Here is a 17,412-nt window from a genome sequence, read left to right as displayed (position 1 = left end):
CAATGCTGGCTCTGTTCTTTCCGCACAAAAAAGACGCCCGCCAGCGGCGGACGTCTTTTGCTTATGCTCAATTGTGTTACGCAGCCACAGAGCGGTCCTTCTTGGCACTCAGATACTGATACACGCAAACACTGCCGACCAGAACCAGGCCTGCGATATCGCTGACGGTACCGGGGATCATCATGCACAGACCACCCACGATCATAAACAGACGGAAGAGAGGGTTAATCTTCTTATAGAGGAAGCCGTTGAGAGCGGCAGCCACACCGAAGATACCCAACAGAGAGGTGACGCAGATCTGGATGATCTGAACCACCATCATAACGGTGGAAGTGCCCTTGCTGAACTCAAAGAGCATCACAGGGCTGAAGGCGAAGATGTAGGGGACGATGAAGGCCGCGATGGCAAGGCGGGTGGCATTGAGGGCGGTCTTCATAGGGGGCGCCTTGGCGATGGCGGAGCCGGCATAGGCGGCCAGGGCCACGGGCGGAGTGATGTCGGCCACGATGCCGAAGTAGAACACGAAAAAGTGGGCAGCCACCTTGGGAATGCCGATGGCGGGGCTCATCAGGATGGGGGCACAGGTGGAAGCCATGATGCAGTAGTTAGCGGTGGTAGGCACGCCCATGCCCAGCACGATGCAGCACAGCATGGTGAGGAACAGAGCGATGATAGCCTTGCCGCCGGAGACAGCCACGATGGCGGTGATGAGCTTGGAAGCCAGACCGGTGGAGGTGATGCAGCCGGCCACGATACCAGCCATAGCGCAGGCCACAGCCACGGTGATGGTGCCCTTGCCGCCGGCCTCCAGGGCATCGATGAACTTGGTCACAGTGATGCGGTCATCCTTGTTGAAGAGGCTGACCACGATGGTAATACCAATGGCCACGGCGGCGCAGAACTGCATGGTCTTCAGGTCCAGGGAGACCATGACTACCAGCACCACCAGGGGCAGTAGCAGATAGATCTTTTTGATGAGCTTCCCCATCTTAGGAAGCTGATCCTTAGGGATACCCTTCAGGCCCAGCTTCTTGGCTTCCAGATGGACGGCAATATAGATGCCGGTGAAGTAGAGGATAGCGGGCAGGATGGCCTTCGCGGCCACCTGTGCGTAGGGGATTCCCATGAATTCGGCCATCAGGAAGGCAGCAGCGCCCATGATGGGGGGCATGATCTGACCGCCGGTAGAGGCAGATGCCTCAACGGCGCCGGCAAACTGAGGCTTATAGCCCGTCTTCTTCATCATGGGGATGGTGACAGAACCGGTGGTCACGGTGTTGCCCACGGAGGAGCCGGACACCATGCCGCACAGGGCGGAGGAGATAACAGCCACCTTGGCGGGACCGCCGGAGGTGGAACCGGCCACGGAATTCGCCAGATCAATGAAGAAGCTGGAAATTCCGGTGCGCTCCAGGAACGCGCCGAAGATGATGAATACCACGATATACTGGGCACACACCTTGATGGGGGTACCCATGATGCCGTTGGTGGTGTAGAACAGGTCGTAAATCACCTTGCCGAAACGGACATTGGCGAAGGTATAGATGAGCAGTGCACCCACCACACACAGGATGGGGATGCCCACGCAGCGCCGGCACAGCTCAGCAAAAGCCAAGATGCCGATGATGGCGATGGCCACCATGATGGGCTGTTTGGTGATGTTGCTGGCCAGCTTCAGGATCTCCTTTGCGTTGAATGCAAAGTAGAAGAAGGAGCCAGCGCCCAGCACCATAATGATGATGTCGTACCAAGGCATGTAGTTGACCCGAACCATCCCCTTCTTGATGGGATAATTGAGGTAACCGATGACCAGAATTAGTCCCAGGAACATAGTCAGACGAACTTCCAGCAGGCCGCTGACAAACAGGGTCACATAGATGCAGTAGACGGAAAAGAGAGCCATGATCGCCCGCACAACCTGCTTGGGCGCTCCTTCCCACACACGGACATTGGACTCTCGGTCATATTTTTTCATGACCTCATCGACTGCTGCGGCAACGTCTTCCGGTGATTCTTCCGGTGCGTTCACCTTTTTTTCCCTTTCTTTTTCGTTGTAGTCCATACCACAAAATCCTTTCTCCGTTCTCCTTTACGGTTCCGCGACTGCCTGCGGAACACACGCGCCCGCATGCCCTTTAGGGAATGCGGGCGCTTCTGCTTCGCAAGTTGATCCCGCAATTCACAGCGGGCTGCGGCGGACAAGTCCGCCGCAGCCCATGGAATGACTGTCAGCAGGGAATGGATTTACTTTCCGGGAACGGTAATTCCCTCGTCAGCAAAGAAGGCAACCGCACCGGGATGATAGGGAACGGCGGTGTTGGAAGCGGCGAACTCCAGATCCAGCTCCGCGCCCTTCTGGTGGGACTGAGTCAGGCTTTCGATGTTCTTGTACACGCCGAACAGGAAGTTGTACACGTCCTCATCAGACACGTCGTTGCGGGCGATCACGGTGGCGACCACGGCCACGGTGGTGGCGTCGGCGTCCATGTCGTAGGTGTCAGCAGAAATCACGTTCTTGCTGTAGTAAGGAGAGGTCTCCAGCAGCTTGTCGATGTGCTCGTCGTCCAGGCTAACCAGATACACGTCCTTGGTGGTGGCCAGGGAGGTGATGGCGGTGGTGGGAGCACCGGCGACCACGAATGCGGCGTCGATCTTGCCGTCCTTCAGGGAGTCAGCGCTGGTGCCGAAGTCCTCGTAGGTGGCCTCGATGTCATCCTCGGTCAGGTCATAAGCGCCCAGCACGTCCACAGCGTTGAAGTACACGCCGGAGTTGGGAGCGCCGATGGACACGCGCTTACCAGCCAGGTCAGCTACGGTCTTGATGTTGGGGTCCAGGGTGACGATCTGCACCTGCTCCATATAGACGGAGGCTACGGTGGAGAAGTCGGAGTAGGCACCCAGATCCTTAAAGGTGCGGGTGCCTTCATAGGCATAAGCCATAACGTCGGACTGCACGAAGCCCAGCTGAGCGTCGCCGTCCTGCATGGCCTGAATGTTGGCCGCGGAACCATTAGAAGTGATAGCGGTCACCTGGGTGCTGGTAGCCTCGCCCACCTTCTGGGCCAGGATGCTGCCGAAGCCGTAGTAAGTACCCTGATCGCCGCCGGTGGTGAAGTTCAGGCTGGTGCCGCCGTCCTTGCCGCCCTTAACGGTCTCAGCAACGGTGTTGGATCCAGAACCAGAGTCGGAACCAGAACTGGTACCGCCGGAAGTGGTGCAGGCCGTGAGGGACAGGCTGGCAGTAAGAGCCAGAGCCAGAACCAGAGCAAGTTTCTTTTTCATGTAGATTCCTCCAATTCAATGATTGATTTGCAGGGACAATACTTGCAGGCTTATTATAGTATATTTGTTGAAAAAACGCAATAACGTTTTTTAACGTTTTGTGAGCTACGTCAAAAATTTTATCATTTTTCCCTATTTCTGTATTTTTTCATAACATTTTCGAATGTTCTTTATGACATTTTAACATCGCCTTTTTGACTAAGGACGCCATCCGTCCATGGCCTGTTCCAGCTTTGCCAGGGCCCGTTTTTCGATACGGGACACATAGGACCGGCTGATACCGCACCGGGCAGCCACCTCCCGTTGCGTCCGTGGAGGCTGGTCATCCAGTCCGTAGCGCAGGGTGATGATGGCCCGCTCCCGGGGGTTGAGGCACTCCCCCACACACTGCCGCACTCGCCTGCACGCATCCCGGGTATCCAGATCCTCGAGCATGTTGTCATCCACAGCAATGACATCCATCAAGGACAGGGAATTGCCGTCCCCGCCGTTTTCCATGGTGTCGGACAAGGAGACCTCCCCCTGGAGTTTCTTCTGCGCCCGGAAGTGCATGAGGATCTCATTTGCTATCCTCTCCTGACAGACTCTTTGAATCGCCGCCATCCCAGTCGTCTGTTGGTTCTGGGTACTCGCAGTCCCCATCGTCGTTGAACAGATAGATGTGGGCGTTTTCTCCATCCCAGACGATCCGCTTCACAAAGGTGCGGATCGCTGCCCGCTTCTGCTCCACACTGTAATCGACGAGGTTCTCCCCAAAGGTGGAAAGGAGCTGCTGGATGATATCAAACTCAAGATCGGACAGTTGATGCTTCTGGGTGATGGACTCCAATTCCTGCAGCCGCTTTTTGAGGAACTCGATCTCTCCATGCAGTTCATCCACCTGTTGGATGATATACTGCTCCGTATTGCTTCCTGCGGCTTTGGAGAGGGACAGAACCAGCGCCTTGATACCGCTCTCCTTCTCCTCGATCTGCGACTTGATCTTGGCGATCTGGGCATCACAGCCCTCCCGATTGCCCTGTATGATCTTCTTGGTCATGGTGATCTGCCGGGCCATCTCCTCGCTGTTTTTGCCCAGCTTCATCAGAAAGTCTACCACCTTTGAGTCCAGCGTATTGCCGTTTGCATTTTTCATATCGCACACATGGCCACGGCTGCGCTCTTTCATGGCACACATATAGGTGTAAATAGGTTCCCCGGATGCATTCGTGCGGCTGGTCAGTTTGGGCCGCATATAATCGCCGCAGCGGCCGCAGACCAGCAACCCAGAGAGCAGGGCCACATTGCTCCTGGGCTTGCGATAGCTCTTGGATTTATTGAGCTCCAACAGCTTTTGAACGCTGATCCACATAGCGCCGGGGATCACGCCCTCATGTTTGCCCACCGACACGATCCATTCCTCCATCGGCTTTTCCTGGTGGGCCTTGCCAGGCTGCTGCAAAGTACGGTTATAGGCCATGATACCATGCCTGCCGTCAAAATCAGAACGGTCCGAAAACAGTTCCACGCCCTTTTCCGTCAGGTATTCATACGCAGCTTCATCCGCAATCATATAGACGGGGTTGGTCAAAATACCCCGGATGGCAAAGCGGGTAAATGCTTTGCCCCGTTTTGTCCGGTATTTGCCTTGCAGCAGAAAGGCATCTGTTTGGGTCAGGGACTGTGTTTCCAGAAACTTGTCAAAAATCCGCTTGACCAGGTCAATCTCGTCCGGAATGATTTTCAACTTGCACGCCTTCCGTGTCTTTCCATCCACCGTCACACTGGTGATGCTCTCGGATTCATACCCGGTGGGAGTAGTCCCGCCCAGCCAGCGCCCGGTTTTGGCCAACTCGTGCATGTTGTCCCGGATGCGCTCTGCAATGGTTTCTCGCTCCAGCTGGGAAAAGACCGAGGCAATGTACATCATGGCCCGTCCCATTGGGGAAGATGTATCAAACTGTTCCCGGATGGAGATAAAATCAATTTTTCGTTTGCCAAGGTCCTCGATCAGCTTGGCAAAGTCCCCAATGTTACGGCTGATGCGGTCAAGGCGGTAGACCACGATGGCTGCAAAGGGAGTCTCCTGAGAGTCTTTCATCATCTTTTTGAATTGGGGGCGCTCCAGATTGCCGCCTGAAAAGCCCTCGTCCTCGTACACTAGGGCGGCATCTGCCTCCTCCTGACTGTAATGGGCGGTGATATACTGGCGGCACAATTCAATCTGGTTTTCGATACTCTCGCCCTTGCCGGTAAACTTGGATTTCCGGGAGTAGATAACATATCGTTTGGTCGACCGGTCTTTCATCCTTCACTTCCCCTTTAGTGTAATATTACTGTTTCTATTATAACATAGATTATACAGGCCGCAAGGCAAGGAAGCTCTTTCAGTAAACTTTATAATACCGATACTGGTATACATGGGCATGGTAAATGTTCATACCTGTCGTGCGCTCTACAGAGTCATGGCGACATATGCTTATAATGTGTCAGATCTATTTACCACAGAAACCAAACAGCGAGGCCCGAAGTGATCTGCTCCGCTCTTGGTTGCTCGCATGCACTTAATTGTTCCAATAGCGGTATAAAACAATCGTTTTAGATGTAAAATCCTTTAAAATCAATTTGAAAAATTCAAAAAATGTATTGACGCAGAATGTAAAAAGGATTACAATACGTAGTGTAAAAGTCTCTCTTCCGTCGTATCCTAGCCATTTTGGCAGGCAATGCGTCAGTCTCTTTCTCTTCCCATGGAAGTCGTCTCTCTTTCGTCTCACTCCTAGAACGGTCGTATCCATCGAGTGAGAATCATCTATTGTAAGTGTAACATAGACAAAATGTTTGGGTATTTGCCGAATATGGCGAATACCCTTTTTTGTTAAAAATTTAGGGCACCGATGTATTTAGAGCATACACCGGTGCCCTTTTTGCATATGTGGCATTTCTCACACCACTTTCTTGGTTTCTTCAAATGCAATTTTTTGGGCCCCTATGGCACTGGAGGGCGGAAAAACCGTGCCGACCTCAGTAGCCAGTCGCTTAATACGAACCTCCCGGCCCTATATTGCCACCCCCATAAGGAGCAACACCATGAGCATTTGGAGCAAAACAGAGAGTGCCGCCTTCCGCGAAAAACATATGCCGAATATGCCGGCCCTACAGCCGCACCACAATTTCCCCCACGCAGATATAAAGACGTATTTCGATCTACTTTTCGGCAGCGACTGTCCGGAGTACAAAGGCTTGGTCCCCATTGTGATCCGCTGCGGGGATGGGACTTTTAAGCTGATAAAAGCTGTGCCTGCTGATCAACTGGGCAGTTGGGCTGAGAAGATGCATATATCAACACGGTGCGACTATTATTTTGGTCGTGCGCAGCAGTACAAGCCTGGTCCTTGGGGAACGGAGAATGCACTGTCCTACAACTTTATCGCCGTCGATATTGATGCGCATGATGGTCACTCTCCTGCAGATGGCAGGCAGATCATGTACAAACTGTGCTACTGGCTGGAAGATTCAGGATATCCAATCCCCAATATCGCTGAATATACCGGACGGGGCATCCATCTGGTGTGGTGCATCCAGCAGGTATCTGCCAAACTGGATTGGATGGTGCGAGAGGTATCCCGTCATTACGCGCAGATGATCCAGAGCCTGCTACAAAATATTGGGATTCTCGGGTACCAAGTGGACATGGGCTACAGCAGCAATGTAGCTGGGCTGACACGCATACCTGGTACATATAACACAGCGGCCGGAACCTATGGTAGTTACGTAATGCTGCACCGGCAACGGATGGACCTCCCCAGGGCATATGATTCAATTCCTCTCCCCCCTCGCTACAAAGGGAGCAGCTCTAACCGCTGGACCACCATTGGACTGCGTCGTTTGGATGCGCTGATGCGCCTACATGAGCTACGGCCCATTGATGTGGGACAGCGCGACCTATATCTCTGGCACACCTTTTGCGCAGCTCAGATGGCCGGTTTGTCCAACAACGAGGCGATGGCATATGTTCAGACCGTTAACCGCAGCCTTGCGCATCCTCTGGGGGAGCGCGAGGTGGAACGTAGTCTGTCCACATCCAACCGCAAGCGGTACCACCCGAGCAACCAGCGTCTGATTGATAATCTTGCCATCACCCCCGAAATGCAGGCTGCAATCGGCCTGTCTGTCGCTGCGCCTCGCGACACCAATCGGGCCCGGAAAGCGCGTAACGCCGAAAAAAAGCGTCAACGCAACCGTGCGATTATGGAGGGGCATCTCAGAGGGATGTCCACTGCCGCAATAGCACGGGCGGTCGGTCATGCCTATAACACGATCTGTAAGGTCATTACAGAGTATGCCCATAAGTTGTCAGAGCTGTTTACCGCACATGAGTTGTGGGATATATACCTGTCTCGACTGGTACGATCTTCCACTAGCCATATTCGCGGTAAAAATACGATTTCAAAAGACGAAGCGCGTAATATTATACTCCTAGAGCAGGAGGTTCCTGTTCAAACGGCTCTTTCTTACCGACAAACTCCCCCTTCCCCACCTGGATCCGATTTTCTATCCAGGCGGAGCAAAGCAAGAAACGGACCTTGCCGCCCCGTCCCTGGCCTGAGTGCTGTTAAAAGTCACGCTGCAGAGCTGCTGGAGAACCTGGATACCTTGGATTTTCTCTTTGAGGTCCTGTGCAAACGGAATCTGTGGATCTACTCTCCGGCCTTTTTGGGGTGTCTCTACCATTATCAGGATTACAAACAGAAGAGAAATTGAAGCAGTGTTCGAACTGCCTGATAAGATCTGATACTCCTTTAAGATTAAGTTGGGGGCATACCAGCTCTATGCTGCACGGAGAATCTTCTGGATATCCTGCGTCAGTTTCAGACCAACCCAAAGGGGAAGCTATGCTCCATCTTTATGCGTTCTCTGCGGCCTACACCCACCGCAAAATACATGAGGTCGAGCATGAGAATGTGGGTGTGGAGAGCGCCCACAAGGCCGAGCTTCTGGCAGAGGCCGGAGTGCATAAGGCCACCCGCTACACCAAGCGGCGTATCCGGGAGCACCCGGCCCGGCAGGTGGAGAAATGGGAACACAAGACCATGAAGGCCAATGCCAACCTCCACTATCAGCAGATGGCGCAGGAGCACCCGGAGCTTCAAAGCAGCTTTCTTTCCCGCATGGCCCAGAAATGGAAAATCAAGCGGGAATACGCCAAGCAGGCCCGGGAGGCTGCAAGACAGGGGGCCAAGGCGGCGGGAGCGGCGGCCACTACCACCGAAAAGGCGGCGGCCTATGCCACCCGGTTTGTGCGCCGTCATAAAAGCGGAGTAATCATCATTCTGCTGTTGTTCTGTCTGTTGTTGATTTTGAACTCCGTCTTTTCCGCCCTCCCTTCGCTGGGTATTGGCATGATGAACGCCGTGGTCGGCACCTCCTACACCGCCGAGGACGAGGATATTTTAGGGGCCAACGAGGACTATACGGCTCTTGAAAACGAGCTCCGGCAGAAAATCGCCCACATTGAGAGCACCCATCCCGGCTATGACGATTACCGCTATCAGGTGGACGAGCTGGGCCACAACCCCTATGAGCTGACCTCCTACCTGATTGCCAAGCTCCGCACCTATACCCGTGAAAATGTGCAGGGTGAGCTCCGGGCCTTGTTTGAGGCGCAGTACAAGCTGACGCTGACCGAGGAAGTGGAGATACGCTACCGCACCGAAACGGACACATGGACGGACGAGGACGGAACCACCCATACGGATACCTACGAGGTGCCGTATGAGTATTACATTCTCCATGTGCAGCTCCAGAACAAGACCCTGCCCGTGGTGGTTAACTCCCTGCTGGATGCCGAGCAGAAAGAAATCTACGACATTACCTTGGAGCTCAAAGGCAACAAGCCCTATCTGTGGGATGACATTTACACGGGCGGCGGTGGCAGCTATGACCCCGGAAGTGATTACACCGTACCGGGCGAAGCTCTTTCTGACCCTGCCTTTGCGGCCCTTATCACGGAGGCGGAAAAGTACCTGGGCTGGCCCTATGTATGGGGCGGCTCCAGCCCCTCCACCTCCTTCGACTGTTCCGGCTTTGTCTGCTGGGTCTATACGGCCAGCGGCGTCCACAACCTGCCCCGCACCACGGCAACAGGAATTTTCAATCAATGCGCCTATGTATCGCCCGCTGACGCAAGGCCCGGAGATCTGATTTTCTTTACGAAAACCTATGACTGCGACGGCCCTGTTTCCCATGTGGGTATCTATGTGGGAGACGGTATGATGATCCACGCAGGCGACCCCATCAAATACGCCAGTATCACTACGAACTACTGGCAGGAGCACTTTTACGCCTTTGGGCGTTTGAACTGATTTTCCGAAAGGAGCGACGATAGGGCAAAGCAAAAAACAACACGTCAAAAAGTATAAAGGAATTGCCGACATCATCAATTTTCCACAGCTTTTAACACATTTCAGGAAATGCTATCAGTGTTAATGTAAAATTATGACGCAAAATGGTGCCCATCATCTCATATGCCAGCATTTCTCTGCGACATCCACTTTTCAGGTATTAAAAAATAGTATAGCCACCATCCACAGCCAAAGCCGCGCCGTGAATAAAGCTCGCTTCATCGCTGGCCAGGAACGCAACCGCCTGGGCGACCTCTTCCGGTCTACCGGCCCGTGCAGCCGGGCTCATTTTGATCTTCATGCACACCGGATGCTGCGGAATTGCAAGAACACGGGCGATCATATCTGTCTCAATGGGACCCGGGAGCACGGCGTTAATCCGAACACCGGTGCGGCCGTGGTCCATAGACATCTGCCTGGTCAACCCCAGCAGACCGTGCTTAGCGGAGGTATAGGCTAACCCGCCCCGGCCCGCGCCAGTGGAGGCCATGGAGGCAATGTTGACGATAGCGCCGCCGCCCTGTTCCTCCATGACAGGGATCACCTTCTTACACAGCATGAAGGGTGCGGTGAGATTGGTCGTCAGAACTTTATTCCATTCATCCATGGTGATGTCATTCATGTTAGCGGTAGAACCGCCTACACCCGCGTTGTTCACCAGAATGTCAATGCGGCTGTAGGTATCCAGCGCAGCCTTCACCAGCGCGGACAGACTCTCCTCAGAGGTAACATCGGTCTTGCAGAATATGGCCTTGCCGCCGTCGGCCTTAATTTCAGCCACGCAGCTCTCTCCTAATTCTGCGTTGGTGCCCACAACAACCACCTTCGCTCCCTCAGCGGCAAAAAGTTTGGCAGTAGCGCGGCCAATGCCGCGGGTCGATCCGGTGATAATGGCGACTTTGTTCTCCAGTTTCATCATGTGCGCTTCCTTTCTATTTCGTATAGTCAGTGAAAGATGATATTTCTTCGGGTTGAATCAGGTGATAGGGCTGCCTCAGATTCGGCCTGTTTCCATAAACGCTGTCCGGTCATAGCGCCCAGTGAGGAGATAGGGTACTACTGCGTCAGCATCCACTTTTTCCGCCAGATTCAGCTTGTGAACCATCAGATCATTGCAGGAGTAGGCGCCGCCCACAATGGTGTGGATAGGCAGCTCCGCCCAGGGATCGTCCACGGAGGACTGAAGCTGTAGCGCGGCAAAGCCGGGCTCCCAGGTATGGTATATATATTCGCACAGGTTTTGCAGCAGGCAGCCGTTCATAAAGTGACTGATGCCCTGCTGGTCAGGTTCCCGGTCAAAATGGAAGTAGAAACCACCGCCGTAGGTCTTTTTGCCTGGAGCCGGGAACTGATACAGTGTACCGGTCAAGGGGCTGTTGTACTGACCGAGCTCCATCTTCAGGTTCACCAGTTGGGTGCCCCGGCGGGTGACCTGAGCCGTGACGGAATCGCCGCTGCTCCGGATGACGAACTCGGCCCCCAGTTTCTTGGGGATGGATCCGTTATCCCGGCCACACTGGACTGCCATTTCGGCACCGGGACCGCCCAGCACCAAGCCCAGAGGATACAGGCCCAGGGTGGTGCCATAAGTGGCATAGACACCCAGAATGGCTTCGTAATAGTCATCAGCAAACGTAGGTTCTTTCACATGGCAGACGGACAGCGTCACCACGGGGATGGAGAAGGGCTTCAGCGGGGGAGGCAGCACCCGTGCGATAGCTGCAGGATCCGTAAGGTAAGCCAGATACACGCCCTCCTGATTCTTCATCAGAGACACCTTTCCGAAATTAGGCAGGTCCTCAGCGGGCACACGGAAACTGGGTGCCTTCACCATCGGGCGGAAGAGCTGACGTCCAGCCTCATAGCCACTGCGGGTAGCAGGGGCGATGGTGCCATCCTTCACGGCGCTTCCTACTTCGACAGTTTCTATGCTCTTAGCACGCAGTTCCTCTGCCAGGGCGTTGTCCGGACGGAAGCCCAGCGACAGCACCACCGCATCTGCGGAGACAGTGACCTCGGCATGATCCACCAGCCGCTCCAACACAACCTGATTCTCCCGAATCTCTTTCAGAGAGTGAGCCAGCAGGAATTTGGCTCCGTGTTGATTCAGCCGCCCGCAGATGTCTGCCACATTGGTGTGGTTAGCCGTGGGCGCCACTTTATCCAGCTGATCCACAATGGTTACAGTATTGCCCGCAGCACACAGATATTCGGCGGTCTCGATGCCGGTGTTGCCCGCACCGATAACCACGACCTGTTTACCGGACAAAGACACCTTTCCGGACAGGACCTCCTCAATGGTGTGGACATTGGCACCATGGACGCCGGGGATGCTCTCCGGCACCACGGATTTAGAACCCGTGGCCACCACCACGGCATCAGGCTGGAGTGCCGCCACAGTGTCAGCGGTAACTTCGGTGTTCAGCTGAACTTCCACACCCAGACGCTGGAAGGCGTTGGCATAATAGTCGGCCACCCACTGCATCCGCTCTTTCAGCGGAGGCTTTTTGGCCAGATTTACAGTACCGCCCAGTTCGCTGCCCCGATCCAGCAGCGTGACCTTGACGCCCCGCTCTGCCAGGGTTTTGGCAGCCATCATGCCTGCGGGACCGCCGCCCACGACCACGGCAGTGTGACTCTGAAGATCCCGTTCCAGATCGCCGTACTTCCGCTCCCGAGCCATCCGGGGATTCAGAGCGCACTCGGGGGGGAGGCCCGCGGCATTCCACTGGTTCAGGCTTTCGAAGCAGCGCAGGCAATTAATGCACTTGCACAGCTCCGCTTCCCGGCCCTCCTGGACCTTTTTGCCCCACTGCTCATCCGCCAGCCAACTGCGACCCATAGACACGAAGTCCTCCACGCCGTCGGCCAGGAATTGCTCCGCCACAGCAGGCTCCCGGATGGAGGAAACGCCGATGACAGGGATATGCACGTGGTCTTTGACAGCCTTGATGAGCTCCCGCCGCCAACCCTGAGGATAGGAAATAGGCTCCACGCAGGTGATGCCGGTCTCATACAGGCCCACGGATACATCAACAAAATCAATGCCCATGGACTCCAAAGCCATGGCAATTTTTACGCCGTCTTGGATATGGATGTAGTCCTCACTAACACCAGTTTTATCCAGAAATTCCTCTACACTGAGGCGGACACCGATGGGGAAATCGGGGCCGCAGGTTTCGCGGATGCCGGCAATGATCTCAGAGAGCATCCGCAGGCGGTTTTCAAAGCTGCCGCCGTATTGATCCTCCCGCTTATTGGTATAGGGAGACAGGAACTGCTGGAGTAAATAGCCGTGGGCAGCGTGAAGCTCCACACCGTCACAGCCAGCCTTCTGTACCCGCGCCGCGCCAGCTACGAATTGGGCGATCAGATGCTGGACTTCTTCAGTGGTCAGTGCCCGAGTCTCCTGCTGAAGGTATTTGCAGGGAATGGCGGAGGCGGAGACTACAGGCTGCCCGCCAGTCAGTGCGGTGACTGTTTCCCGGCCCGGGTGATGGAGCTGGATGAAGATTTTTGCCCCATGCTTATGTACTGCGGTGGCCAGCCGGGCCAGACCGGGAATATGGCGGTCCTGGGTGACGGACAGCTGCCGCATAAGTCCGGCACCATGAACATCATTGACCCGGGTGATCTCCGGAATGATCAGGCCGGCTCCACCCATGGCGCGGGCTTCGTAAAAGGCCAGCATATCCTCTGAGGGGCTGCCGTCCAGTTCCGCCAAGCCAATGCCCATGGGGGACATGACCAGACGGTTCTTTACTGTGACGTTGCCGATCTTACCAGGGGTAAATAGTTTTTCGTACATAGAAACTCCTCCTTTTTATCATCAGACACCGCATGTTTTCTGCGCTTTGTCATCTTTCCACAGCCGCTCCGCCTCGAGTTTCCAATTCTCCGCATAGACGATGCACTTGTCGCACAGGTGATCCACACTCTCCGGCGATTGCAGATCCGTGGAGTGGGCACCGGTCTTATGCACCATTTCCCGTAAAAGCTGGGGATTCTCCAGCATGGGACAGGGGCGAAGCATGTTCTTGTTGAAGGGGTGCCCGTCGTGATAGGCCATAAAGATGGGAGACTGGAGGCACTCCAGCAGCGTCTTTTCCCGGATGTTGCTGTCGGAGTAGTGAATGAACACGCAGGGGTCCACATCACCGTTGGCATTGATGTGCAGATACCTGCGGCCGCCGGCAATACAGCCACCCACATACTCCGCGTCGTTCTGGAAGTCCATGGCGAACAGGGGCTTCTCCGCCCGGTATTGCCGGATGCGGTGATAGGTAGCGATCCGCTGCTCCGGCGTGGGCAGCAGCTCCGGAGAAGCGTCATTGCCCACCGGCATATAGTGGAAGTACCAAATGAAATAGCAGCCCAGGCCGATCAGCTGATCGAAGAACGCCTCAGAGGTAATGGACTCGAAATTGGCGCTGGTGTAGCAGGCGGAAATCCCGTAGACCAGCTTTTTCTGGTGCAGCAGATCGATGGCCTTCATGACCTTGCCGTACACGCCGTCGCCGCGCCGACCATCTGTGGCGCTCTCGGAGCCCTCCAGGGAAATCGCGGGGACAAAGTTCTTCACCCGCAGCATCTCGTCCGCAAAAGCCTCGTCGATCAATGTGGCGTTGGTAAAGCTGAGGAAAATGCAGTCGGAGTGCTTTTCACAAAGGCGGATCAGGTCCTTCTTGCGTACCAGCGGCTCACCGCCAGTGTAGATGTACATGTAGATGCCCAACTCCTTACCCTGCTGGATAATGCCGTCGATCTCCTCGTAGGTCAGGTTCAGCTTGTTGCCGTACTCAGCGGCCCAGCAGCCGGTGCAGTGGAGGTTGCAGGCACTGGTGGGGTCCAGAAGAATGGCCCATGGAATATTGCAGCCATATTTCTTGCGGCACTCCTCCTGCTTGGGCCATCCAACCAAGGAGGCGTTGATAAAGAAGTTCACGGCGATGGTCTTCATAACCTCCGGGTCGATGTCTGTCATCAGCCGCTGAATGAAGGGATAATAGGGGTGCTTTGGATCCGTGATTGCCTCGCGGATAAGCTTCCGCTGCGTTTCAAACTCGCCGTCTGCAAACTTATCCGCCCAATCCATCAGCTTTACGAGATTTTCTTTCGGATCCTTATACAGGTAGTTGAAAGCCTGCTCCAATCCGAATTTTTTGATTGCTGTTGAAGCATTCATGATAATATCCTCCCTCATGTATTTTGATTTCTTTTTATAAAAGCTCTATGGGCATGTATAGGTACAAATTCTACTTGATTTCCTCCTATTCACTTCCGGTGACAATCGGCGATTGATGATGATTGATTTTTACGGACGTCAGAACCGTAATGAAATTCAATGCACCTTCCATAAGGAGGGCCAGTCCCAGCAGAATCATAACGATCCGTGCGTTTTCTGACAGGCGGAAAACCAGCAGAAAGCCAACGACGCCAGTGATAATCGCCACCGCGAGGATCAGCCACCATTGGCGAATACCAAATGTTTTTGAATCGACGGAAATTTGTATTTTCAAAAGCGCATCGGCAAGCGTATAGATTCCCAGAAGAACGCAGATGAGACTGGTCATAATGCGTGTGCGGAGTATCAGAATCGCGCCAAGCGCAATGAGCAAAATACCAATTGCCAAATCATATTGAAAAGCCAATCGGTATAAGTCATTTGAGCAATAGCCGATAATTTTTACAATGCCGAACAGAATCAGGATTCCGCCGCCGAGCCGGCATAACAGCGAAACGGAAAAATTCGGAGTAGCGATCAGCACAATGCCCAGCACACCAATCAGTATGGAAACGATAATATAGCCGACCTTTGCGGCCCAAATCCGCTTATTTGAGGGCACTGCCAACATCTCCTTCCCTTTGTTACAGAATGGGGCTCCCACACCCTGACAGGCTCGGCAGAATGTGGGAGCCCCGTTTCATTTGCCAGAACATTCTGGTTTAAATGACATGATATTCCTTCAGCAGCTTTTCAATGTCGGTCCCCTGAATCTTCTGCAGCAGTTTTTTGACAACCATTTTCTCCTTGAAGCCCAGGTCCATCTCCGTCAGCGGTCTGCCATCCCGGAGGCTGACAGTGGCGGCGAGGAGCGCACGCAGGTCATAAAGGCTGCCCCAAACCTCGGGCACGCCGCGATCTATATGGAAGAGGGTATAGACGGCCACCATGGCGGTGCGCATGGAGTATTCGGTGGTAAACACCGTATCCCGGGGCACCTCGGCAAACTGGCCCAGGAAGGCGAAGTTCACGGCCCCCTCGGGCACCACGTCAGGCCGGTCACCGGCGGCGCGGGGCATGAAGTAGGAGCTGGCGAAGGGCATCATGGTGGGAACCGTGTTGGCGCTGTGGGTGGCCAACTCCTCGATCTTGTCTGCGGGTACACCGATGTGGTAGAGCCACTCCATGCAGATCTCCTTGCCGGTGCAGTCCCGCATATTCTTCTTCACATAGTCTCCGGGACGGTCGGTATAGAGCCCGTAAAGCCACACCAGGCACTGATCCTTGGGCTGGGAGCGGAACTGAGGCTGGCGGTTGATAGTCCAGCTCAGGAGCCAGCCGGAATCCTGGGCCGTGACGATGCCGCCGGTGACTACGCCGCCAGAGAGAGGATCCCGCTTGCAGATGTTCTGGATGTAGGGCAGGATCTTTTCGTCCAGGGTGTTGACGGTGACGCCCATCCAGTTGCACTCCTCCGGATTGGTGCAGAACTTGTCGGGATGACCAAAGGAGGGGTCCTGGGCCGCGATCTTCCGCCACAGATCGAAGGAACCGCCGGGACGGATATCGGTGATATACTCGCAGGGCTTATCCTGACCGCCGATGGTGGAGTTCTCCACATTGCTGCCGTTGGTGATAAAGAGGTAATCGTCATCCGTCAGATCCAGGAACTCCTGCTGGCCGTCGTGAAACAGCTCCACGCGCCTGGCAGCCTTTCTGCCGTCGAGGATGTCAAAGTGCACGTCCATCACTTGGGTGTTGAAGTGGAACTGGGCCCCGTGATCCTCCAGGTACTTTACCATGGGCAGGATCATGGACTCATACTGGTTATACCGGGTAAAGCGGAGGGCCCGCAGATCGGGCAGGCCGTCGATATGGTGAATGAAGCGCTGCATATACCGCTTCATCTCCAGGGCACTGTTGCAGTTATAAAAGGCAAACATGGTCCGCCAGTAGGTCCAGAAGTTGGTGTTCAGCACCTCGTCGTCAAAGTAGTCGGTGATGCGCTTGTCTTCCATGTACTCGTCGGGCGTGAAAAAGAAATGCATCAGCTCCATGGCACCCTTGTCGCTCAGGCCAAACTTGCCGCCGGTATGGGCGTCCTGGCCCCGGTTCTCGGTGACCCGGCATAGGGAGTAGTTGGGGTCACGCTTGTTGAGCCAGTAGTACTCGTCCAGGACAGACACGCCCTCGGTCTCAATGGACGGGATGGAGCGGAACAGATCCCACATGACCTCGAAGTGATTGTCCATCTCCCGGCCGCCCCGCATGACATAACCCACCTCGGGGTAGTTCCATCCGTCGCAGGCACCGCCAGCTATCGGGTCCCGCTCAAAAAAGTGGATGTGGGAACCGGGCATCTGGGCGTCCCGCACCAGAAAGCAGCCTGCGGACAGGGCCGCCAGGCCAGTACCAATGAAGTAGGCCGACTTGTGGTCAACGCCCTCCGGCTTCTGAGGACGGGCAAACGCTTCATAGTTACCGCTGGAATAATACATATTGAGCGCCTCCTTGTTTTATGTT

At 54.8% G+C, this 17,412-nt stretch carries 11 protein-coding genes; 2 read left to right on the top strand and 9 right to left on the bottom strand.

Annotation, left to right across the window (positions count from 1 at the left end):
• Window positions 1-76: 76 nt before the first annotated feature.
• The 4 genes from ACEVJL_RS06655 to ACEVJL_RS06640 form a co-directional block, all read right to left on the bottom strand.
• Complete coding sequence (locus tag ACEVJL_RS06655; protein ID WP_374737279.1) at window positions 77-2,062, bottom strand: TRAP transporter permease; 1,986 nt, start codon at window positions 2,060-2,062, stop codon at window positions 77-79.
• Between the two features lie 182 nt (window positions 2,063-2,244).
• Entirely contained in the window at window positions 2,245-3,282 is a 1,038-nt protein-coding gene (locus ACEVJL_RS06650) for a TAXI family TRAP transporter solute-binding subunit (RefSeq protein WP_374737278.1), read from the bottom strand.
• A 198-nt stretch (window positions 3,283-3,480) separates the two neighbouring features.
• The gene (locus ACEVJL_RS06645) at window positions 3,481-3,834 is read right to left on the bottom strand and encodes a sigma-70 family RNA polymerase sigma factor (RefSeq protein WP_302667960.1); all 354 of its coding nucleotides are present in this window, start codon (window positions 3,832-3,834) and stop codon (window positions 3,481-3,483) included.
• 7 nt (window positions 3,835-3,841) lie between these two features.
• On the bottom strand, window positions 3,842-5,569 hold the full coding sequence (locus tag ACEVJL_RS06640; protein WP_374737277.1) for a recombinase family protein: 1,728 nt from the start codon (window positions 5,567-5,569) through the stop codon (window positions 3,842-3,844).
• A 782-nt stretch (window positions 5,570-6,351) separates the two neighbouring features.
• Between ACEVJL_RS06640 and ACEVJL_RS06635 the strand changes: the two genes are divergently transcribed.
• Together ACEVJL_RS06635 and ACEVJL_RS06630 are read left to right on the top strand one after the other, a co-directional pair.
• Window positions 6,352-8,025: a primase C-terminal domain-containing protein gene (locus tag ACEVJL_RS06635; protein ID WP_374737276.1), complete on the top strand. Its 1,674-nt coding sequence runs from the start codon at window positions 6,352-6,354 to the stop codon at window positions 8,023-8,025.
• 131 nt (window positions 8,026-8,156) lie between these two features.
• Complete coding sequence (locus ACEVJL_RS06630; protein WP_374737275.1) at window positions 8,157-9,626, top strand: C40 family peptidase; 1,470 nt, start codon at window positions 8,157-8,159, stop codon at window positions 9,624-9,626.
• 199 nt (window positions 9,627-9,825) lie between these two features.
• Here ACEVJL_RS06630 and ACEVJL_RS06625 read toward each other — a convergent pair whose 3' ends face one another.
• The 5 genes from ACEVJL_RS06625 to ACEVJL_RS06605 form a co-directional block, all read right to left on the bottom strand.
• The gene (locus tag ACEVJL_RS06625) at window positions 9,826-10,584 is read right to left on the bottom strand and encodes an SDR family NAD(P)-dependent oxidoreductase (RefSeq protein WP_374737274.1); all 759 of its coding nucleotides are present in this window, start codon (window positions 10,582-10,584) and stop codon (window positions 9,826-9,828) included.
• A gap of 75 nt (window positions 10,585-10,659) precedes the next feature.
• Complete coding sequence (locus tag ACEVJL_RS06620; protein ID WP_374737273.1) at window positions 10,660-13,473, bottom strand: oxidoreductase; 2,814 nt, start codon at window positions 13,471-13,473, stop codon at window positions 10,660-10,662.
• A 21-nt stretch (window positions 13,474-13,494) separates the two neighbouring features.
• Window positions 13,495-14,850, bottom strand: coding sequence for a radical SAM protein (locus ACEVJL_RS06615; RefSeq protein WP_374737272.1), 1,356 nt, complete (start codon window positions 14,848-14,850; stop codon window positions 13,495-13,497).
• Window positions 14,851-14,935: 85 nt separating this feature from the next.
• Window positions 14,936-15,511, bottom strand: coding sequence for a DUF308 domain-containing protein (locus ACEVJL_RS06610; RefSeq protein WP_374737271.1), 576 nt, complete (start codon window positions 15,509-15,511; stop codon window positions 14,936-14,938).
• 100 nt (window positions 15,512-15,611) lie between these two features.
• The gene (locus tag ACEVJL_RS06605; RefSeq protein WP_374737270.1) at window positions 15,612-17,387 is read right to left on the bottom strand and encodes an oleate hydratase; all 1,776 of its coding nucleotides are present in this window, start codon (window positions 17,385-17,387) and stop codon (window positions 15,612-15,614) included.
• Between the last annotated feature and the right edge of the window lie 25 nt (window positions 17,388-17,412).

Origin of the sequence: Flintibacter porci, from assembly GCF_041925195.1 — a bacterium.
GTDB lineage: Bacteria > Bacillota > Clostridia > Oscillospirales > Oscillospiraceae > Lawsonibacter > Lawsonibacter porci.
The sequence above is the reverse complement of the archived record's forward strand: the minus strand, read 5'-3'. Positions and strand labels throughout refer to the sequence as shown.